The 21,149-nt window shown below is 40.6% G+C and carries 17 protein-coding genes and 1 pseudogene; 5 read left to right on the forward strand and 13 right to left on the reverse strand.

Annotation, left to right across the window (positions count from 1 at the left end):
* The first annotated feature begins 1 nt into the window (after position 1).
* The 3 genes from M0C34_RS17815 to frdD are packed head-to-tail and all read left to right on the forward strand — an operon-like array spanning position 2 to position 1,491.
* Positions 2-736, forward strand: a complete 735-nt coding sequence (locus M0C34_RS17815) for a succinate dehydrogenase/fumarate reductase iron-sulfur subunit (protein ID WP_248713006.1) — start codon at positions 2-4, stop codon at positions 734-736.
* Between the two features lie 2 nt (positions 737-738).
* The gene (locus tag M0C34_RS17820) at positions 739-1,128 is read left to right on the forward strand and encodes a fumarate reductase subunit C (protein WP_248713007.1); all 390 of its coding nucleotides are present in this window, start codon (positions 739-741) and stop codon (positions 1,126-1,128) included.
* A gap of 9 nt (positions 1,129-1,137) precedes the next feature.
* The gene (frdD, locus tag M0C34_RS17825; protein ID WP_248713008.1) at positions 1,138-1,491 is read left to right on the forward strand and encodes a fumarate reductase subunit FrdD; all 354 of its coding nucleotides are present in this window, start codon (positions 1,138-1,140) and stop codon (positions 1,489-1,491) included.
* Between the two features lie 32 nt (positions 1,492-1,523).
* Here frdD and M0C34_RS17830 read toward each other — a convergent pair whose 3' ends face one another.
* Entirely contained in the window at positions 1,524-1,742 is a 219-nt protein-coding gene (locus M0C34_RS17830; RefSeq protein ID WP_248713009.1) for a hypothetical protein, read from the reverse strand.
* 226 nt (positions 1,743-1,968) lie between these two features.
* Positions 1,969-2,535 carry an elongation factor P gene (efp, locus tag M0C34_RS17835; protein ID WP_248713010.1) on the reverse strand — a complete coding sequence of 189 codons (567 nt, stop codon included), beginning with the start codon at positions 2,533-2,535 and terminating at the stop codon, positions 1,969-1,971.
* Between the two features lie 34 nt (positions 2,536-2,569).
* Here efp and epmB point away from each other — a divergent pair, with 34 nt between their 5' ends.
* Positions 2,570-3,592: an EF-P beta-lysylation protein EpmB gene (gene epmB, locus M0C34_RS17840; RefSeq protein ID WP_248713011.1), complete on the forward strand. Its 1,023-nt coding sequence runs from the start codon at positions 2,570-2,572 to the stop codon at positions 3,590-3,592.
* Positions 3,593-3,678: 86 nt separating this feature from the next.
* Positions 3,679-3,993, forward strand: a complete 315-nt coding sequence (locus tag M0C34_RS17845) for a hypothetical protein (protein ID WP_248713012.1) — start codon at positions 3,679-3,681, stop codon at positions 3,991-3,993.
* Here M0C34_RS17845 and M0C34_RS17850 read toward each other — a convergent pair.
* The 11 genes and pseudogenes from M0C34_RS17850 to M0C34_RS17900 all read right to left on the reverse strand — a co-directional run bounded on the left by M0C34_RS17850 (position 3,983) and on the right by M0C34_RS17900 (position 20,430).
* A complete protein-coding gene (locus tag M0C34_RS17850) occupies positions 3,983-5,908 on the reverse strand; it encodes a putative bifunctional diguanylate cyclase/phosphodiesterase (RefSeq protein WP_248713013.1) in 1,926 nt (641 codons plus the stop codon). The genes M0C34_RS17845 and M0C34_RS17850 overlap by 11 nt on opposite strands.
* Entirely contained in the window at positions 5,905-6,396 is a 492-nt protein-coding gene (locus tag M0C34_RS17855; RefSeq protein WP_248713014.1) for a putative pterin-binding protein, read from the reverse strand. Before M0C34_RS17855 ends, M0C34_RS17850 begins: the two co-directional genes overlap by 4 nt.
* A gap of 557 nt (positions 6,397-6,953) precedes the next feature.
* Complete coding sequence (gene dhaR, locus M0C34_RS17860; protein ID WP_248713015.1) at positions 6,954-8,909, reverse strand: dihydroxyacetone kinase operon transcriptional regulator DhaR; 1,956 nt, start codon at positions 8,907-8,909, stop codon at positions 6,954-6,956.
* A gap of 50 nt (positions 8,910-8,959) precedes the next feature.
* Positions 8,960-10,600 (reverse strand): dihydroxyacetone kinase subunit DhaK, encoded by a 1,641-nt coding sequence (locus tag M0C34_RS17865; protein WP_248713016.1) that lies wholly within the window; start codon positions 10,598-10,600, stop codon positions 8,960-8,962.
* A 588-nt stretch (positions 10,601-11,188) separates the two neighbouring features.
* A pseudogene (locus M0C34_RS17870) lies at positions 11,189-11,629 on the reverse strand (IS5 family transposase); the annotation flags it as partial.
* 101 nt (positions 11,630-11,730) lie between these two features.
* Positions 11,731-13,725: a methyl-accepting chemotaxis protein gene (locus M0C34_RS17875; RefSeq protein WP_248713017.1), complete on the reverse strand. Its 1,995-nt coding sequence runs from the start codon at positions 13,723-13,725 to the stop codon at positions 11,731-11,733.
* A gap of 643 nt (positions 13,726-14,368) precedes the next feature.
* Positions 14,369-15,343, reverse strand: coding sequence for a methyl-accepting chemotaxis protein (locus M0C34_RS21250; protein WP_305883140.1), 975 nt, complete (start codon positions 15,341-15,343; stop codon positions 14,369-14,371).
* 60 nt (positions 15,344-15,403) lie between these two features.
* Positions 15,404-17,911 (reverse strand): phosphoenolpyruvate--protein phosphotransferase, encoded by a 2,508-nt coding sequence (gene ptsP / locus M0C34_RS17885; RefSeq protein ID WP_248713018.1) that lies wholly within the window; start codon positions 17,909-17,911, stop codon positions 15,404-15,406.
* Between the two features lie 44 nt (positions 17,912-17,955).
* Positions 17,956-18,579 (reverse strand): dihydroxyacetone kinase subunit DhaL, encoded by a 624-nt coding sequence (gene dhaL, locus M0C34_RS17890; RefSeq protein ID WP_248713019.1) that lies wholly within the window; start codon positions 18,577-18,579, stop codon positions 17,956-17,958.
* Between the two features lie 23 nt (positions 18,580-18,602).
* On the reverse strand, positions 18,603-19,670 hold the full coding sequence (dhaK, locus tag M0C34_RS17895) for a dihydroxyacetone kinase subunit DhaK (RefSeq protein ID WP_248713020.1): 1,068 nt from the start codon (positions 19,668-19,670) through the stop codon (positions 18,603-18,605).
* A gap of 25 nt (positions 19,671-19,695) precedes the next feature.
* Positions 19,696-20,430: an MIP/aquaporin family protein gene (locus tag M0C34_RS17900; protein WP_248713021.1), complete on the reverse strand. Its 735-nt coding sequence runs from the start codon at positions 20,428-20,430 to the stop codon at positions 19,696-19,698.
* Positions 20,431-21,149: the final 719 nt, after the last annotated feature.

Consider the following 21,149-nt stretch of genomic DNA (forward strand, 5'->3'; position numbering starts at 1 on the left):
AATGGCTGAAGTGATGAAAATAGAAATTCTTCGGTATCGACCTGAAACCGATAAAGAGCCTGTTTGGCAAAGCTATGATGTTCCCTATACCCGCGAAATGTCGGTACTAGAAGCCTTAGCCTACATTAAAGATGAACTAGACCCCACCTTAAGCTACCGCTGGTCATGTCGAATGGCAATTTGTGGTAGCTGCGGAATGATGATCAATGGGGTTCCAAAGCTAGGCTGTAAAGCATTCCTACGAGACTACCCTAAAGGAATGAAAATCGAAGCCCTCGCCAACTTCCCAATTGAACGAGACTTAGTGGTTGATATGAGCGACTTCATCAAGAAGTTGGAGTCAGTGAAGCCCTACATAATTAACGACCAACCACGAGCCTTAGAAGACGGCTGTCATAGCCAATCACCAAAAGAAATGGCGCAGTATCGCCAGTTCTCAATGTGTATCAACTGTGGCCTATGTTACGCAGCTTGCCCACAATACGGTTTGGATAAGTCCTTTACCGGCCCTGCAGCCTTGGCACTTCTGCATCGATATAACCAAGATACCCGTGATGCAGGTAAAGCGGAGCGTATGAAAATTGTCAACGCTGAAGAAGGCGCGTGGGGTTGTACCTTTGTAGGTTACTGCTCGGTGGTTTGTCCGAAAGATGTTGATCCAGCCGCAGCCATTCAACTGGGTAAAGTTGATAGTGCAAAAGACTATGTGATTGCCATGTTCAAGCCAGGAGAGTAGTCATGACAAAACGTAAACCTTATCAACGTGAAATGGGTGCCACATGGTGGTTAAAAAACACCTTTCACACCAAATACATCATTCGTGAAGGTTCAAGTTTGGTAATAGCCATATACAGCTTTGTATTGCTGTTTGGTTTATTTCGTTTAAGCCAAGGTGCTGAGGCCTTTAGCGGTTGGTTAGCAGCGATGACTCAACCAGCTTGGCTGGTATTTCATCTCATCACCTTTGTATGGACGCTGTATCACAGCATCACTTGGTTTAGTCTTGCACCAAAAGCCGCCAACCTTTGGCTTGGCCAAAAGCGCGTTCCTGATAGCTGGATTGTGAGTGGCTTATACGCCAGTTTGGCCGGGATTAGCTTAATCGGCTTAATATTGGTATTAATTTAGGAGACGAAAATGAAACGTTCAAACGAACCAGTATTTTGGGGAATGTTTGGAGCCGGTGGCATGGTCGCCGCCCTATTGACTCCAATTGCTATTTTAATTACCGGTTTAATGGTGCCACTAGGAATTATTCCAGCGGAACAATTCTCTTACGAACGCTTACTAGGATTTTCACAATCTTGGATTGGTGCGGCAGTAATTTGGATAATTGTTAGCCTACCGCTATGGCTGTGTATGCACCGCTTGTACCACACCCTGCATGACTTTGGCATTCATGCGGGCAACCTAGTAAAAACGCTGTTTTATGGCGTGGCTTTTGCTGGCTCAGTGGCATGCGCAACTTTGTTGCTATTAGGTCTACTGTAATCAAGTAACAAGTAAGCAAATGGGCTAAATACTTAGCCCATTTTTAAATCTCTTTGGCATCTATTCTTTAAGGCTGCAATATCTAGCTCTAATTGCTGCTCACGCTGCTTAAGCATGTCTAACTCAGCTTCTTTGCAAGCCAATTGCTCAAAGACCCCTGTTGGGTAATCTCCGCCGCCTTTGGCAAAACTAATTCTGTTCGAGTAGCGCTTGTTTATATGCTCAACGGCTGAATCTAAGACAATATCCATTAGGTAACCTTCCTATCATTAATAAGCCATGGATTAAGCATTGCAGACAAACAGAGAATGCGCAAAATACAAATTTGATTTAAATCAAAGACTGTTATTACAATATTTTATTCAACTAACAAAGATAATCTTGTGCTGCGTTATTGGTTGAATCAACCAGTAAACACGCTATAAAAGAAATAAAAAAAGGAACCATAGGTTCCTTTTTTTTCGAGAAAAATAGTGGCTATTTCACGCGGCCTACGTATTCAGCGCTGCGTGTATCTACTTTTACCACTTCACCAATCTGAATAAACAAAGGCACACGCACTACCGCACCCGTGCTTAAGGTCGCTGGTTTGCCGCCGGTTCCGGCGGTATCACCTTTTAAACCTGGATCGGTTTCTGTCACTTCCAACTCTACAAAGTTTGGCGGAGTCACTAAAATCGGATTCTCATTCCACGTGGTGATCACACACGAATCTTGCTCAACTAACCATTTGGCACTATCGCCTACCGCTTTTTCATCTGCAGCGATTTGCTCAAAGGTGTCATTGTTCATGAAATGCCAAAACTCGCCGTCACTGTATAAGAAGGCTAACTCAAGATCCATGACGTCAGCAGCTTCGACTGTATCGCCAGACTTAAAGGTTTTCTCTAACACTTTGCCGGTCAATAAACGACGCATTTTTACTCGGCTGAAGGCTTGGCCTTTGCCAGGTTTAACAAATTCGTTCTCGATAATTGCATAAGGCTCGCCGTCGAGCATTATTTTTAGCCCGCCTTTGAATTCACTGGTATTATATGACGCCATTTGTTCCTCTACTTACAAGGTAATTTCAATTTCAATGGTGCGAATAATACCGCGAAACGGCCTCGCTGTGCAGGGTAATTGGCAAAAAGAGCTGGCAAACGCCATCACAAATCCCAAAGATTTGCTAAAACGCTTACAATTAGCCCCTGAAAACCATCAACAAGACATTGAAGCACGCAAATTGTTCCCAATGCGAGTCCCCATGAGTTTTGTGAACAGGATTGAGAAAGGTAACCCTAAAGACCCATTATTACTGCAAGTGTTACCTTTAGCTGAAGAGTTTATAGCCAGTCCAGGCTTTACCGAAGATCCTTTAGGTGAGCATCAATCGGCTGTCCCAGGGTTACTACATAAATACCAAAGTCGAGTGCTGTTTATTGTTAGAGGTGGTTGCGCAGTGAATTGTCGTTACTGCTTTAGGCGCCACTTCCCTTATCAAGACAACAGCCCCAATAAAGCAGGGTGGCAGCAAGCCCTCGATTACATTCGCCAAGACAAGAACATTAATGAAGTAATTTTTAGTGGTGGTGATCCACTTATGGCCAATGATCAGCAACTCGCCTGGCTGGTAGGCCAACTAGAACAAATACCTCACTTACGCCGTTTGCGAATTCACAGTCGCTTACCCGTAGTGATACCCAACCGAATTACTGATGAACTGGTTAGCTTACTGCAAGATACGCGCTTGCAATGTGTGATGGTTAGCCATATTAACCACCCTAATGAGATAAATGATGAATTGCGTTTAGCCTATGCACGGCTGCATAAAGCAGGCATTAGCTTGTTAAATCAAGCGGTACTGCTAAAAGGTATCAATGATAATGCTGATACCTTGGCCAAACTCAGTGAGCAATTGTTTGCTAGCCACATCATGCCCTACTATTTATTTCTGTTAGATAAAGTCGCAGGCGCGGCGCATTTTGATAGTTCAGAAGAAAAGGCAGTAGCGATAATGCGCCAACTGTATAAACTACTGCCAGGCTATTTGGTGCCTCGCTTATCTCGAGAGCAAGCGGGAAAATCCAGTAAAACCCCGATAGATATTGGTTTGAGCTAAACTAAGTGATTAGCTTAGTCTGCTGGCTAAAACTGTAAAGCATTTGCAGCTAACGTATACTAAACAAAAAAGTAGTGATTGTGCCCATGGATAAAATTAAGCTCGTAGAGCAGATTCAAATAAACCTTAAAGATATTTACCACAAAGCTATCGATGCTGACGCGGTACTCAAACAACTTCAAGAACAGGGCAGCGCCAAATTTAACGGGCTATTCAAAGGTGACTTGTTTAAGCAACAACACCGACAGTTTCTACCTTACGTGGAAGAACTAGCCAGTGACTTGGTGCTCCTACAAGAGTGCCAAGACGACGAACACTTTGTCACGCAGTTAAAAATAATGGTGGCTAAGCTAGAGCAAATTCACAAATTACTGGCCGAATTTAAGCCCTTTATTCGCTAGGATCTTTTAGCGACAAATTTCGTAGATACGGTGAAAACTCTTCGGCTGGCGCCCATGAAGCAAAGGCCGAACCCAACACATACACATCTTTAGTAATCGCTTTTAGCTGAGCTAAGTGTTGCTCGTTATCAATACCTGGCACAATCAATTTAACCCCCAAGCGATTAGCAAACATCACCGTAGCGGTTAGCATTGGTTGCTTATCTGGAGAGGTGAGTAAATCAGCCATTAAAGACTTAGCTCCTCGCAAATATTGTACTGGCAGGTGATTCAGCAACTCTAACGGACACTCCGCACTGCCAAAATTATCTAAGCATAAGCTGACCCCGATACGCCGTAATTCACGAATTGCGTCTACACAGCTCAATAACATGTGTTTATCACTATCAATAATATTAATGATCAAACGATGCGGTAATATTCGGCTCTCTATTAACACTTTATTGACTAAAACCAGTAGTTCGCCATGTAAGGTCGTTGAGGAAATAGACACCGCGAGTTGTAAATGTGGGCTTACCCCATGATGCCAACGTTTCAACTGCTGAGTTGCGACCTTTAATACCCAAGATTCTAAAATGACGACACAACCACACGCATGCGCGATATCCACCAATTCAGCCTGCTCTACCCAACCAAAAGTAGGGTGCTGCCAACGAACCTGTGCTTCAGCGCCCACCACTTTTTCTGTGGATAGGTCTACAATGGGTTGATAAAACAAACATAACTGTTGCTGCTCGAGAGCTTCGCGGAACTGGCTCAGCAGTTGTTGTTCGCGCTCTTTTGCTAACTGCATCTCTCCCTCAAAGAACTGCCACGAACTGCCCCTCACCTCATGTTTGGCTTGATACATTGCCGTATCGGCCTGCCCTAGAATAGTTAGCCAATCATCGTCACTATCTAAAGCGGTGCTGATACCTATGCTAGTGCCAACAAAACACTCTCGCCCTTCCAAAGACATCGGTTTTTCAATCACATTAATCAATCGTTGAGCAAAACCAGAACAATCCTCTATGGAGCGAACACGGGTTTGCACTATCGCAAATTCATCACCGCCTAAACGTACCGCAAAATCACAGTGACGCATTTGCCCATCTAATCTTTGCCCAACCAGATTTAGAATTTGGTCGCCGTATTCATGGCCATAACTGTCGTTAATCCCCTTAAAACCATTAAGGTCGAGCACCATGATCGCGTAATCGCGTTTGTCTTGATTGAGGCTCGCGATAAATTCGCGTAAGCCTGCCCGATTAGGTAAACCAGTAAGCACATCATGGTTAGCTAAATATCTATTTCGGTGGTTTTCACGAACAATCAACACAATCAGGATAGAGCCACAAATCAGCAAAGCGCCAATTGAAAACGATAAAATAAGCTGTAGTTGCAGTAACTTGATGTCTGTTTTCAGATCAAACTCGCTATTACGCTGAAACTCTTTATTTACCAAGCTGTTAATGGGAGAGGAGTAAAACTCAAGACGATCGACTATTTGTTCAAATTTCTCGTGACCAGGCGGCAGCGCTTGCAATAACGGTTCTATTCTTTGGATTTCTTTAAACAACTCCCGTACCAACTGAATAGCACTAGGAATTGATTGAAAACCGGCGGTTTCTTGGCCTTCTAATAAAACCGGAAAACGGCTCCACAAAATATCATAACGCAGCATTAACTGAGATAGCGTAGTACCGTCTAAGCGATAAAGCTGTAGCTCGTTAATAAAACGCCGATGCTCCATTTGCAATTGCACCACCGACCACGAGGTGGTTGATTTGGGGGATTCTAAGATTTGAATAATATGCCGCAGCTGATACACGCAGATGACCGCGCTGACAATAAACAGCGACACCACTAATGACAGTAAGCCTTTTTTATATTTTGCCGGCAGTTTAAGTAAGCTATTTAAAGAGAAACGTATCATTTAACCACTATACTGCGTAGTTGCCATATCATAAAATCATTATAGGGCATCTGAAGCAACTCAGGGTGCTGGTCAATGGGTAGCATCAGCCACAATGGTCCTTTGTCTCTCACTCGCATCAGTCTATCGTTATCAGACCAAGCCAAGATAGGCTGATACTCGGCAATATCGGCAAACTCTATTTCTACTTCATAGTTGTTCAAGGCCACTAATACTAATTCGGTAGATTGCGCACCAACCAACTCTAATATATCTGCGACTTTGGGGCCTTTATAATGATGACGGCTTTCAACCCAAGGGTTTCGAGTGACGATAGTGTGCTGAGGAAGGCTCTGCAACATTTTTAAGTCGAAGTCTGCCACGCCATTATTGTTGCTGTTTTGAATCACCCCTGCGACTGTTAAAATGGGTTCATCATGTGGCTTTGCTAGTTCCGCTTGAGCGAAGTAAGTACAAAAAAACAAACTACTTACCAACAAAAATCGCATAACAGGTTCTCCCTATCGGCTAAATGCCAATTAAAATCAGTCACTAACACTATCATTCAGTATGAGTGATCATTGGTCAATAGAAAAGAACAGCCGTTATACGAAGTACGGTAGAAGATCCCCCGGCTTCAAGATTAGCGCCGCCTAGGGAGCCAAGAATGAGATGACAACTCAGCTAAGGCTTTCCCCCCCCTCGAGAATAAAGCTATGGCGCGCACACTTAAGCCACAATGACTGTTCGACTTAAATAAAAAAGCCCGTAAAGCAATGCCTTACGGGCTTTAAGAAACTTTATGAGTTTCTATGAATAGCTGGAGCGATGATTACATCATGCCGCCCACCACACAATAAACCATTGATTTAATTTAATTAAAAAAAACCGTAAAAATACATACCCCTATTTATACCCGACTTCCACCAATAGCATTGGCTAATTAGCCAAATTTGTACGATGATCAGCTCAAAACTAACAAAAACACGGTCACTATAGTTTGAATGGAGAAGAGTATCCCAACTGCAAAGCATTCTAAAAAAGGCTATTGGTAAGCCCAACAGCTTTACTTATAGTCGGACAAATCTATTTTAAAGAACTTGAGTTTTCTCCACAAAGTCGTTCGAGCAATATCCAATTCCACTATCATTTTTGAGACCCGTCCATTGCACAAAATAGCGGCCCTAATAATTGCTTGTTTTTCGGCATCACTAATTGATATCGCACTCTGCACTTCATCACCTTGCTGTCTAATGCCAATGAAATTTGTCAGTATTTCAGGAAGGTCTTTCGCTTGAATTTTATTGTCTTTTGCAAAACTCGCCGCCCTTTCAATGCAATTTTGTAACTCTCTGTGATTTCCAGGCCAATGATAACAACACAAGAGCTCCATGGATTCATCGCTAATATCGATTTGAGATGACACAAAACTCTCTATTTGAGAAAGCTTTGTCTTAACTAATTGCGGAATATCGCTTTGTCGCTCTCTTAATGGAGGGATTTGAATAGTACACGCCTGTAATTCAAGCATTAATTGCTTCCTAAACCTACCTTGTTCAACGTGCTGAACGAGGTCAACACAAGAAGTGACAATGACACGAATATCGATAGGGATTATATAGCCGTCAATTCGATTGAGAAATCCCGTTTTCATAACTTGAACCAGAGTCGCCTGAGCCTCTTTTGGTAAGTACTCCACTTGATCAAGAAATAGAGTTCCCCCATTCGCTAGTTCCAATTTAGATGGAGTAGCATTCTCTGCATTTCGTCGGTTACCGAGAAATTCATTCAGTATCATTTTATGTGGAATAGCCTCACAATTAATGGATACAAAAGGCCCTTTTGCTCGATTGCTTAAATTGTGTATAGCTTCTGCTAAATGACTTTTACCTAAACCATCCTCCCCTTGAATCATTATAGGCGTAGTCGTTTTCGCAATTTGTTTCGCTTGGCGTTTTACTCTACTCATTGTGTCAGATTCAGCAATAATGTCATCAATGGAGTGCCTAGCGCAATTAACATTATGACGATTAACAAGATCGTGAAGCTTTCTGAGCGGGTAAAGTAATGCAATAAAGCAGTGAGTCGAATTGTCAGCGCTTTTGACAACGTTAATAGACATCAACAGCGAAATTAGTTTTCCCTTCGATTCAATTGTTGTCTCAAATAATTCCAAAGACTTTCTTTTACGTATAGCTCTTTTAGCTTGCTGCGGGAACTTCAATAATGAGTTTACATCATTCCCTAAATCTGATTTTTGCAAACACAATAAATCCGCTCCTTTCGTATTCAAATAATGAATGACGCCATCTGTGTACCAAGAGATCACGCCTTCCTCTACACCTTCTAGCAAGACGTTAACCTCGGACAAATACTGGTTTGACTCATTTAGCATTGTGTCAGCTTGTATTTGACTTGAAATATCTTTTGATACCGAGTGAATTAAAGCAGTAGAAAAAGCGTTGCTGTGTTGACTTGGAATGAGCATAGACACCGAACCATGCACCTTACCTGAACTATCAATCACTGGTGAACTGTAGATTGCTAGCTTATGTAAGGCTTGATTATAATGTTCGAAACCGCAGGAGCTCGCTGAGATACCTTGTTGCATAGCTGTGGATACACCGTTGTTTCCCATGCTACTTTCCTTCCAATAACTGCCTTCTTGTATGCGCAATTCAGATAGTGTTTCTTTCATTAGCGGAGTAGAAATTGAATATAGTGTACATCCTGTCTCGTCAGTAAGAAGCAAAGAACAGTTTTCGTTTTCCAAATGTTCGAATACATCTTCCAAAACGGGAATGGAAAAATTCAGAAAACCATTTTTATTTTTTTTTATTGCTTCGAAAGATATCCCTTTCGCATAATGCGGGGTGATCCATTGTTTATAGGACAATTGACGTTTACAGCGATTCCAAGTCTGAAGTAATGAGGGGTCAATCCCTGCAATACGGTCACTAAGCACAGTATCACTGACAAATTCAGCCCATATATCCTTGGTTACTTTTAAATAAGTAGTCATGATTCCTCTAAAAAAAATGCTCAGAACTTTATATTCTGAGCATAAAGGTACTAATCGATCACCGATTTAAACATCATTTCAATCGCATAACTGCCGGGATCTTTCGTACCTATTAAAGAAGCGGTGCTCAAATATGAAGAACGGCCAGCTTTTGCTTTTGTCATATCAACCGTCCCTTCTGCTCCATTTGCAGCAGCAAGAACCGCTGCAGAAAAACCCTTTTCTTTCCATGCTTCAAGCGCGGGATACAAAGCATCAATCATCGTCCGATCTCCAACCTTAGCTCCTCCGTATTCCATCATTGTAGCCAAACCTGCTTGGAAAGCAGACACTAAGCAATTCCTTATTGAATAATGTCGGCTGGCAGTCGTGAAAAATATTGAAAGCAATACGCCTGATGATCCCCCCATACTTTTTGACAACTTCTCTCCGATGACCATAAGTAAAAGCGCTGTATCATTTAAAGGTAAGTCATTTAAATCAATTCTGCGAAGAATAGACTTAGCTCCAGCAGCGAATGTCGAACCTGTATCCCCATCACCAACTATTGCATCAAGATTATTGAGAGACTCTTCCATACCAACAATTTTATTGCACACGCGAAGCAAAATACCTTTCACATGATCATTTTCTGAAGGTTCGTACTGAGTTTTTTTAGCATGATTTACACTATTTAAAACTGAACGACTATGTGGCTCCCTTGCCCCTGACCATGCCTGAGTTTGTGTTTCCGCTATCAGAGCTTCATGACGTACTTCATCTAGGGCAAGAATAGAAATCGAAAACCCTTTCATATCGATAGCGGTCATCAACGTATCTGGCCCAACGACCAGCTTAATTCGATTCGATAACTCAGACTCAAATATGTCTTTTGCAACGACGTTCATTTCAATCGGAGATAAACCTCCCAAATTATTAATAATTACAGCCAAGGGTGCTTGCGAGTCCTCTTGCGCCAAAAGCAATTTCTGAATCATTACTTGAACGAGTAACTTGGACTTAATATTCTGAATAACTTCGATACCAGATTCGCCATGAATACCCAATCCAAGTTCAGCAGTACCCGGCAAGATACTCTTATCGGATGTTTGTTCAGGCAAATTACAGCTAGTAATGGCCACTCCTATACTATGAGTATCCTTAATTGCTTTCTGAACATTTTCTTTGATGGACTCTAGCGATTCTCCTTTTTCAGAAAGGAAGCCCGCTAGCTTGTTAACAAATAGGGTACCGGCAATGCCCCTAGGTTGAGGATTACTAGGGATAGAAATATCATCGTTCACGATGACCATATCTACTTTTAACCCCATGTCTTTAGCTCTTTCACAAGCCAGACCAAAGTTAAGGCGATCTCCCGTATAATTCTTAATGACAACTAAGCAACCGGCATCACCCGTAACGTGCACAATAGCGTTTAAGACCGCATCTACATTTGGGGCCGCAAATATGTTTCCACATACAGCGGCTGTTAACATACCTTTACCGACGAATCCTGCATGAGCAGGTTCGTGACCCGAGCCTCCTCCACAGATTATCGCGACTTTACTTTTATCCCAATCGTTTCGGGCAACAATATTTGAGCCATCGCCAAACTCAATCTTAGATATGTTGTTGTATTTACTGGTGTATAGACTTCCATCTATAGAGTCGGCCACCCAGGATTCTTTCGAATTAACTATCAACTGAGACATCGTATATTTCCTTCACTTTGATTTAACGTAATCATTCTTTGAATGTGATGGATATAATATGCCTAAAATAAATACCGTCATCTTTATATAATTGTTTCATTTAGAAACAATTATATGACCCAAAAGGTTTCCAAATGGAACATCTGGAGTTATAGATACTTTTTGTTTTGAGCTAAATCATCTTCTGAGTGATAAGTATTCGTGGAGATGGAAGGCGGAGTAGGCCATATGTAGGTATTCAAGTGAAAGTCTTGAGTTAATATTGTGACAACGATCACCTTACATTAAAAATATAACCTGGAAAATCAGCTCTACAAACAATTCCCAATCTATAATTTGAATAAGAAACTATAGATAAAATGCTGGCTACCACCCCAACGTCTTTTGTGGCTATTGGTTAGATCATACATATCAACGGATTCCGTCTAAAGAAAAATAAAGGCTGTGTAAATAAACTTGTTTCACAACTTACTTTCTTTGTGGGCGTTGTAATTCCGAAAAATCAGTTTTCCACCTATCAGCAGTTTACACCAATACATGGCAGTCTCGGATAATGACCGCTCATGGTAGCCCGATTGTTTTTTTCATTCTGGCAGTACGTCGCTTTTCCTTGCCGTGCTTACGTATATCCCATTCATCTTCACCAAATACTTTGAGGCCTGTTGAATCAATCACTATATGCCTGACCGGACCACAGCTCCGTGGCCGATAATTTACCGCAACAGTTTGTGCTCGCTTACTAGTACAGCTGTAGTCAGGTGATTTACGGTCAACATCCATGAGTTGGAGTAGAGAGTTGATGAAGCCTTCCAAGGCAGGAAGCGGGAGTTTAAACACACTCTTTATTATCAATGCAGTGCTAATGGCGATATCGCTATAGGTGTTACTGCGCCCACGGCGACCTGTAGGCGTATTGTTGTACCATTGCTTCATAGCAAAATCTTCTATCCAGAAAGTGATTGAGCCTCGTTGAGTTAAGGCTTTGTTGAATTGTTCCCAGTTAACGATATCGCCTTTTGCTTTGCCCATAATGTAACCTGATTATTGCAGTTTAACGTTCAGATCGCTGAAAGGCGAGAATGTGCATTACCTCGCCAGTTCCAAATCAATTTGAAAGCCATAACACAAAGCTATAAATGAAATTTATTCACTAAATCTACTAGTTGGTTGTTTGCATTTGATAAGGCACCTGTGCTCTCCATCGATACATTAGCGCTTTGAGTGATGTCATCTGCAATTTTCTTTATGTGAGACATAATACTATCAATTTGCTCAGTACCAATTTTCTGCTCTTCAGCTGCTTCTGCCATTTGAAAACTTAGTATACTTATCCGCTCTATAGAAGAGCTAATATTATCTATCTTAATATTAACTTGCTCGGTATTACGAGATGTATCCTGGCAACTTTCTTTCGTCTTATCCATCGCGTTCACGACTGACGAAACTCCATTTTCCAATTGGCTAATCATATTCTTAATTTCATTTGTACTGCTCTGTGTACGACCGGCTAATGCGCGAACTTCATCAGCAACGACTGAAAATCCGCGCCCTTGATCGCCGGCACGAGCGGCCTCAATTGCAGCGTTTAAGGCTAAGAGATTGGTTTGTTCTGCGATTTCGCCAATAATCTTTAAGACTTCAGCAATTTTCTTGGTACTTTCGTTCATGTTTTCAACATCTCCGTAAGTACTATTTACATTATCCAGTAGCCCTTTAACGCTGTCGGAAGCTATATTTACAGTCGCTTTTGAACCAATTGCTTCACTGTTAACCTTTTGTGTAAACGAAGCGGATTCATTAGCGTTAGATGCTACTGTTTCAGCCGTCGTTTTCATGGTATCTATTGAAGTTGCGGCATGCGCCGTCTCAACACTGTGTTTTTGAATAACTGATTGATTGCTTCGAACCTGCTCTTCAACACGAGAAACACAATCGGAAATTTCTTTTGAGGAAGTAGAAACCATCACCATAATTGAATGTAAGAATTCTATAAAATTGTTAACCGATTGCCCAATTAGCGCAGCTTCGTCTTTACCATTCACAACTACTCTAGCCGTTAGATCCGCATTACCTTTTGATAATAAGTCTATTTTTGATTTTAGAAGAACTAACCTTGACGACAGTTTTGTAAAAGTGAAAAATGCAAACAAAATCACAAATAGAGCTAACGGTAATTGAATGGTGGCTAATGAACGAATAACAGTTTGAGTTTGCTGATGAATAAGTTCATTAGGCATTGCTATTGCTAGTATCCAAGGAGTCCCCTTAATCTCCTTTACAAAAATAGACATCTGAATACCAGATGTATCCTTAAATCCATAGCTTTCACCTTCAAGGTTTAACTCGGCTTCGAGTATGCTTTTTAATGATTTTGCAAAAGGAGATATAGAAGTAATTGAAGATAGATTTTCAAGTACTAATTCTTTATTGACACTATCAAGGTTGTTAACAATCTTCCCGTCTTTTTCAACAATTAGAATTTGGCTATTTAGCTCCTTCGCCATTTCTTTTGCTCTGGCATCAAAAAAACCTAGAGAAACATTAATTGTACCAACGCCATAAAAATCACCACCGGGTAGATAAATCCCCATTGAGCAAGATGTTCGAGGTGCTACACTGGCGAAGTCTTTGTAGGCGGGAACCCAAGCACATTGTCCTTTAGGGGCATCCTTCCCGGCAATAAACCAAACAGACTCGTAATATCTATCAGACTCAGGTGTATTCCAACTGGCATTATATTCAAGACTCCCATTATTATTACGAGTAAAAAATGTACTGGATTTTTCAACATCAGTATAACGAATATAAGGAATCGGCCATATTCCACCTCCTTCTATTTTGGAATCGCCATATTGATCAATAAGCGAGGGAAGAAGTATGTCTATTCCACTACCAGGAAGCTCTGAAGTAAGCTGAGCGATGGCTAGCTGTTGGGAGTTAACTTTATTTAGTTCACCCAAAAACTCAGACTCTAATAAATCCAATTTGGATTCTACTATATTTATTGCATTCTCATTGAGTTTAGGGGAAACCAGAACAGAAATACCAACAGAGGTTACTAATGCTATTAACAATATAAAAAATGAAAAATAGGCTGTATATACAAATCTAATTGACTTCAGCATAACACACTCAACTTTATCTATAATTAATCATGAAACTGCTTAAATATAACAACAACCTTGCCATAGACAGCAATCACCGTTTACCACTCAACACAAAACATAAGTGAACAAGAGTTTATTTTAGATAAAAAAGCATAGGATTATACAATCAAGATCACATTAAAAGCCCAACAACAAAAACAAACAAAAACAAAAACAAACATACAAATCAAACATTAAAAGCTACTTTAAACGTGACATCGAGCATACAAATCCCTACTACAACATCAAGATGTTCCATCGAGAAACAGAACGCTAAAATAAATAATCCTTTTGAAACAAACCCTAAATGTGACTCACCCCAAGCTTTCATAAAAAACAGAAATTTAAAAACAATCACTAACAAATTATGGTTAACTAGGAGGAGAGGGGGAATAGAAAGGAATTGAGAATTAATTATGTAAAAGACTAAAAAGCCTCCAAAGCATTTAGAGCCGTGCACACCCTATCTACCCCCTAAAATTAACTTTATACATTTTTTATTTAAACCTACGAAGGCTAGCCCGCCGAAGGAAATAATATGAAAACAAAAGCAAGCCAAGACGAAACCGAGCAGAGAGAAATATTATATATATTATAATAATTAAAAGTTGAGAATTAAGAATTAATTTTCATGTAGAATATTGCCGATAGACAGCTCGATTTCATTCAATGTTTCGCAGGAATAATTAGTCAAATAGGCTACTTCACCACTTCGCTCTTGACTAGAAAATATTACATTCACAGCTTCTTCTGAGCCAGCCTGTAGTTGTGCTAATACCCTATGAATCTCAGTAGTACTATCTTGGGTCTTTTGTGCAAGGTGACGAACCTCATCGGCAACAACAGCAAACCCCTTGCCTCGCTCACCCGCTCTGGCAGCCTCAATTGCAGCATTTAAGGCCAAAAGGTTGACACGCTTAGCAACTCCATCTATAACCTCCAGAGTAGTTGAAATATTAATAACTTCTCCTTCGACCTTAGATATCACATCATTTGCCTCACCTACCGATATAGATAATAAATGGACTTTCGATGTTATATCTTGTAGTTCTTTATTCAATTGACAAATCTTATTGTAACTAAGTAAAACATCTTCCCTTAATAGGTTATCTTTAGTTTTTAGAACACAAAGTAACGACTCAAAATCCTCCACCACCTTAAGCGAAGCCCTCTCTCTCGCCTCGATACATAAGTAGCTTTCCGTTAGTGTTTCAATAGATTTTTTCAATTCCTCAACACACACCAAGTGAGTATTTATCTCAGCCTCCTTTTCATTAACATAATTACCAAAAACATCGATAAGCAACATCGTTTTGGTATGAAGATCAGGAAGCATCATAAATAAATTCCTCTGACCAACCTTTCCCCCATCATTATTATCGAGCTCATTATCAATCTTAGATAACAAAGCACTTACGATAGAAGTAGTTTTATATAAAACAATAGCTAAGATGGCCACTAGAGCAACACTAAATATACTCATGACTTGCTGAATAGACAGTACAGGCCTAAATCCGCCAATATACAAAAAGCAACTTAAGACAACAAACCCTAGGCTTAAAATGTAAAACTTATTTATAAAATTAAGATTTTTCATAAAATAATCCCAAAGGAGGTAGTGATGATCTTTACCACTACCTTTCCATAATCATATCTATCACAACACTTTTATAACTTCTGATAAGCTATTTAACTCTAAAATCTGTTGAGCTTTATTTGTTGCATCTTTTTTACTTAACTTTCTTATCGTTTGTTTTACTTCAGCAATTCTAATAGGGCTCATACTAAGCTCGTCAATACCTAAGCCCACAAATGTTTCTGTAAACCGATCATCTCCAGCAAGCTCACCGCATATGCCGACACGGATACTAGCTTTTCTTGCTGCCTCTGCTGTCATAGATATCATTTTTAAGACGGCAGGCTGTGCTCCAGAAACTAAATACGAAACAGCTTCATTCCCGCGGTCTGCAGCCATCACATATTGTGTAAGGTCATTTGTACCAATACTGAAGAAATCGGCTTCTTTTGCCAGTTGATCTGCAATAACAACCGCTGAAGGTAGCTCGATCATAATTCCCACCTTGGGAATTTTGCTAGCAACCTCTTTAGCTACCAGATCACGATGGCAATCATTGAGTAGCGATTTAGCCTCTTTAAGCTCTTCAAAGGTCGCAATCATGGGAAACATTATTTCAATATTGCTATTTTTTGCTGTAGCGCGAAGCAGTGCTTTAAGTTGAGTTTCAAAAACCATCTTGTTATTCAGGCACAGCCTAATGCCTCTAGAGCCTAAAAATGGGTTATCTTCCTCAGTTTGTTGCAAATAGCTCAAAGGCTTATCACCGCCAATATCCAATGTACGTATGATTACCGGCTGGCCATTGAATGCGGAAGCGACTTCTGAGTAGAACTCGAACTGACTTTCTTCACTGGGCATTTCACTTCTATCCATAAATAGAAATTCACTTCTCAATAGCCCGATACCTTCGGCACCGCCAGATAGAGCATCATCAACATCTTTTAAAGTTGCCACATTGGCATATATATCAATAGACTGTTCATCAATCGTACTAGCGGCTTGCTTAGCTAATTGTATGGCTTGTCGTTTTTCACTCTCATCCGCTTCAATTTGGATTCGATAGCCATCTATATCTTCTTTAGCAGGATTGAGCATTATTGAGCCGGTAATACCGTCCATAATAACGATATCTCCATTTACCAAAGATTTTGTTCCGTTCACTCCAACAATAGCCGGAATACCTAAGGAGCGAGCAAGTATTGCAGAGTGTGAAGTGTGGCCGCCTTTCGCCAAGATTAGACCTTTTACGAAAGATGGATCTAATTGCGCTGTATCAGATGGAGTTAGATCATCGGCCACTAATATTATGGGGGTGGAGTACTCAATTTTGACTTCATCAATATCAAGTAGCAAAAGCATAATCCGTTTACCTATGTCAAGAATGTCATTAGCGCGCTCTTGCATATAATCACTGCTGGAATCAGCGTAGGCTTTCGCTGTCCGAGTGACCACGATTTCCCAAGCTGTTTCAATATCTATATCGCTGTTTAACAAATCACTTATTTGATTATCCAAAAAAGGGTCATCTAGCATCTGAATATGGGCATTAAAAATTTCAGCTTGATTTGTTGCACCTTCTTTTACAGTTTTGGCCGCTAAGAGCTTTAATCCTTCAATCGCCTTTTCTTTGGCTTTCAGAAAAGTAGTTCTTTCAAATTCAATACCCAGGCTTTTTCGATGAGATGGTTTAGGCATAGTAGTTTGGAATAAAGAAATGGGGGCTATCGCTATTCCTTTAGATGCCGGTACTCCTTTTATACACCCATCTATATTTTTGCTCTCGCCACCCCAACCTCTATTCAAATACCCATTCCCATCATCGTTAATTAGAGGCTCCTTCGACTGACCAATATCTTCATTAAAATTGTTAGAAGCTAATAGCTCAAATGCTTTTATGGCTGCTGCGGCCTCATTGCCAGAAGCAGAGCAAACCACCCTGTCTCCTTTTTTAGCACCGAGTAATGCAATACTATTAATGCTCTTGGCGTTTACCTCATTGTTTCCATTCTTCAAGGTTATTACTGCATCAAAGCTCGCTACTGCAGATACAATAGCTGATGCTGGTCTAGCGTGAATACCATGAGGGTTTTTAACCTCTGTAGTAACAGAAACAGTATTACGATTTGGTATGATTTCTGTTGTTTTGAAATCAAGCACAACTGACTCTTCTCTATTTTTCTCTGCCACCTGTTTTTGCTTGCTAGGCAACGCCAAGTGAGACTCGTCAATGACCTCATTTAAACTTAATCCTGCGGCCGCCGCGACACTTGCAGATATAGTACCCTCTACAATAGGAGCCGCAGTGACATGAACATTTTTAACTTTCTCCGCATCTAACAACTCTAAAGCCATATCTGTGCTTAAGATTGCGCTTCCAATATCTACAAAAACAAGCACCCCGTCTTCAGAATAAACTGATTCAATAGCCTCTAAAATCGCAACTGAATCTGTACCAATAGGGTTTTCAGGGTCATCAACTCCTGCCGCACATACAAGTTTTATTTTCCCGTGAGTCATCTGAGCAGCCAGTTCCAAAATACCTACGGCAAGCTTTAAGCTATGGGATACAACAACAATACTAATCATATTTATCCTTCACTGGCCAACAAAGTTGGCCAGTTCCCAAAATGTTATTTAACCGCATCACGCAGACAATTGAACAATAAAGAAGCTGAAGTAGCTCCAGGGTCTTGATGACCAATAGATCGTTCCCCCAAATAGCTAGCTCTACCTTTCTTCGCAATCATAGGAATCGTAGATTTCGTAGCAACCTCCCCCGCTTCTGCAGCAAGGTTTATGGCCTCAACTACCCTTTTTCCTTGATTGAGTTTTAAAGAACTAAGAATTCCACTAAAGGTGTCTATCATTGTTTTGTCACCGATTTCAGCTTTTCCACGATCCTTAATCCCATCAATGCCACCTTGGAGCATTTCAGTAAGGTCTCTTAGACTAAGCTCTTCTTTGGCCATAACAAGTGAAGCGCAACGAATAAAAAATGTACCGTATAGCGGCCCACTCGCCCCCCCAATGCTTGATAACAAAGTGATTCCGGTTGTTTTTAAAATAGTACCGATATCTTTGTCCGAGATACTTGGCAACTTTTCATTAACTTTTTTAAAACCTCTATTCATGTTCAAGCCGTGATCTGCGTCGCCTATTTCACGATCTAAAGATGTGAGCAAGTCTTGCTGTGCGCTAAAGACTTCAATCGACCTTTCTAGCCAAGACACTATTTGTTTCTTTGTTACAGTCATTACAAATTCCTTTAAACTATTTATCAGCAATCCCAGCGTAGTGAAGGTGTTTTAACCGGTCTGTCAAATAATCCCAACATTTCTTCATCGGCATTAAGAACAGTAATGGAAACCCCCTGCATATCCAAAGAAGTGCAGTAGCTACCTATAAGACTTCTTTCGACGCTAATGCCTTTTTCTTCCAAAATTTCAGCCACCTTTCGGAACACAATATAGAGTTCTGATTCAGGAGTTGCTCCGAGATTGTTAATAAGTACAATTGCTTTATCGCCTTGAAGAAGAGGCTCTGTAGTCCAAGTTTCAGATTTCCAATCATGGGTAGTGTTATCCCATAAACGAACTTCTCTAACATAAGGCGTATTGTCCAAAATTTCTGACATCATGTCCTCTGTGAGGGCGTCGCAAGTATCAAATGGTCGACGCTCGATCCCTGGCTCACCATGAATTCCCACACCAAACTCAACTTCATTATCTTCGAGAGTGAAACTAGGTTTTCCCGCTGCAGGAACGGTACAAGCCTTTAAGCCAACACCGAACGAGCGGCCTTGATTAGCAATTTTTTTAGCTAATACCGAAAGCTGTTCAAGTGTATAGGCTGACTCTGCTGCTGCTCCCAATATTTTTTCTGCTAACACCGTCGTTGCTACCCCCCGCCGTCCTGCGGTGTATAAACTATCTTTTACCGCTACATCATCGTCGATCAATGCGGTTTGTACCTCGATTCCTTCCGCGCTTAATAACTCTAATGAGGTCTCAAAATTTAGTACATCACCTGTATAATTTTTTACTAAAAACAGCACTCCTTTACCCGAATGAGCTTTCAAACCACACTCGAACATCTGATCTGGAGTTGGGGATGTAAACATTTCACCAGGGCAAGCTCCATCCAACATACCTTGCCCGACAAAACCACCATGCATTGGTTCGTGGCCACTCCCTCCTCCAGAAATGATAGCGACTTTACTATGAGCTTTGTTTTTTCGGACAATAAACATCGGGTCCAAACTAACTTCTAAATCTTTATGAGCGATAGAAAAACCTTGTAGCTGCTGTTTAACTACTTCTTCTACTTTATTTATCATCTTTTTCATTCTGAACATCCTTTAATATTATTCTCTATAGGTTAGCCGTGAAAATAGGAACTAAAATGTTATTCCATAACAAAGCACCACCTACAGCTCCAATTATGGGACCAACGACAGGAACCAATGCATACCCCCAGTCAGAATCACCTTTATTCTTTATGGGTAATAGCGCGTGTGCAATTCTTGGCATTAAGTCACGAGCTGGATTAACTGCATAACCTGTGTTTCCGCCTAAACATAGGCCAATGGTGCAAACTAGGATGGCTACAGCATAAGGCCCAAAGCCAGATCCAATCCCGTTATTAGCAGTAAAAATTGCTAAGATACCAATCATTAAAACAGCCGTACTAATAGCTTCTGATATAATGTTCCACTTGGTGTTTCTAATAGCTGCGCCAGTAGAAAAGGAGGCCAAAATCATGCCTGCATCTTCTGTTTCATCATAGTGTTGCTTAAATGCTAACCATAGAACTATAGCTCCCAGGAATGCGCCACAGCATTGAGCAATGATATAAATAACAGCGGTTTCCGCTGTTACAGCACCGATAGCCCAGAAGCCTAAAGTAACCGCGGGGTTTAGGTGTGCGCCACTGACCCAGCCTGCAGCATAGACCGCAATACCGACGCCAAATCCCCATCCCATGGCAATGACTATCCAACCTGAATTCTGAGCTTTACTTTGTGATAAAACCACATTGGCAACGACCCCACAACCTAGTAAAACCAATAATAAGGTTCCGAATAACTCTGCTACAAAAACATCCATCTTTTATGCTCCCTTTTTGTTTTAATACTGAACTTATGTAAAGTTCGATTTGTTTAAAGAGATAATATAAGGATGAAAATGGGTGTCATTTTTCTGGGTATGTTTCAATTGGAAACAACAAAAATAGCAATAACGTTCTCATATGAAACACTGGCAATCCACCAGCTTAAAAAAATAGAGCTATCACACGTCTAAAGCTCTTATTCAGTAATGAAATAGCCTACTTGGTGGGCTCAACATGCTAGTAAAAAAGTAAATTTAAACACCATATTGTGAGCAGACTCTCAGATATTTATGCTATTGGCGGAGCTAGCTCGAAGATTCTAGGCAGTAAATTTTTCAATCCGCCTACTTATACGGACAACATTCTTAGCTAATGTCTAATTGAACATATTTAGCGATTGCCGTGAACCAACATTTTTGAGCCATTGTTTTAACACTCTGGCGATTTGAATTGCTTAATGATTTGATGGTGTCACCCAGCGATACATGGAATAAGGTTCTTCTATTACTTTTCAATCTTCACGCACAATTAAGATGTTGATTTAAAATTACTTTCAAACATTTAGTTTACGAGCTTCATTAAATAGACCACTGCAAGGCTAGCCCTAAAAAATTTATGCTCACCGTGCAGTTACAACTAGAGCGTCATATGGCGTTCAACTGACGGCCGTATAAGGCTCTTTTATCGTTTTTTCAATAACAGATAAACAATAAGG

The sequence above is a fragment of the Agarivorans sp. TSD2052 genome, assembly GCF_023238625.1.
In the GTDB taxonomy this organism is placed as follows: domain Bacteria; phylum Pseudomonadota; class Gammaproteobacteria; order Enterobacterales; family Celerinatantimonadaceae; genus Agarivorans.

What these genes read in the sequence shown, in the direction of transcription:
- M0C34_RS17815 (WP_248713006.1), top strand. Translation starts at nt 2, where the DNA reads ATGGCTGAAGTGATGAAAATAGAAATTCTTCGGTATCGACCTGAAACC.
- M0C34_RS17820 (WP_248713007.1), top strand. Translation starts at nt 739, where the DNA reads ATGACAAAACGTAAACCTTATCAACGTGAAATGGGTGCCACATGGTGG.
- frdD (WP_248713008.1), top strand. Translation starts at nt 1,138, where the DNA reads ATGAAACGTTCAAACGAACCAGTATTTTGGGGAATGTTTGGAGCCGGT.
- M0C34_RS17830 (WP_248713009.1), bottom strand. Translation starts at nt 1,742, where the DNA reads ATGGATATTGTCTTAGATTCAGCCGTTGAGCATATAAACAAGCGCTAC.
- efp (WP_248713010.1), bottom strand. Translation starts at nt 2,535, where the DNA reads ATGGCGTCATATAATACCAGTGAATTCAAAGGCGGGCTAAAAATAATG.
- epmB (WP_248713011.1), top strand. Translation starts at nt 2,570, where the DNA reads ATGGTGCGAATAATACCGCGAAACGGCCTCGCTGTGCAGGGTAATTGG.
- M0C34_RS17845 (WP_248713012.1), top strand. Translation starts at nt 3,679, where the DNA reads ATGGATAAAATTAAGCTCGTAGAGCAGATTCAAATAAACCTTAAAGAT.
- M0C34_RS17850 (WP_248713013.1), bottom strand. Translation starts at nt 5,908, where the DNA reads ATGATACGTTTCTCTTTAAATAGCTTACTTAAACTGCCGGCAAAATAT.
- M0C34_RS17855 (WP_248713014.1), bottom strand. Translation starts at nt 6,396, where the DNA reads ATGCGATTTTTGTTGGTAAGTAGTTTGTTTTTTTGTACTTACTTCGCT.
- dhaR (WP_248713015.1), bottom strand. Translation starts at nt 8,909, where the DNA reads ATGACTACTTATTTAAAAGTAACCAAGGATATATGGGCTGAATTTGTC.
- M0C34_RS17865 (WP_248713016.1), bottom strand. Translation starts at nt 10,600, where the DNA reads ATGTCTCAGTTGATAGTTAATTCGAAAGAATCCTGGGTGGCCGACTCT.
- M0C34_RS17875 (WP_248713017.1), bottom strand. Translation starts at nt 13,725, where the DNA reads ATGCTGAAGTCAATTAGATTTGTATATACAGCCTATTTTTCATTTTTT.
- M0C34_RS21250 (WP_305883140.1), bottom strand. Translation starts at nt 15,343, where the DNA reads ATGAAAAATCTTAATTTTATAAATAAGTTTTACATTTTAAGCCTAGGG.
- ptsP (WP_248713018.1), bottom strand. Translation starts at nt 17,911, where the DNA reads ATGATTAGTATTGTTGTTGTATCCCATAGCTTAAAGCTTGCCGTAGGT.
- dhaL (WP_248713019.1), bottom strand. Translation starts at nt 18,579, where the DNA reads ATGACTGTAACAAAGAAACAAATAGTGTCTTGGCTAGAAAGGTCGATT.
- dhaK (WP_248713020.1), bottom strand. Translation starts at nt 19,670, where the DNA reads ATGAAAAAGATGATAAATAAAGTAGAAGAAGTAGTTAAACAGCAGCTA.
- M0C34_RS17900 (WP_248713021.1), bottom strand. Translation starts at nt 20,430, where the DNA reads ATGGATGTTTTTGTAGCAGAGTTATTCGGAACCTTATTATTGGTTTTA.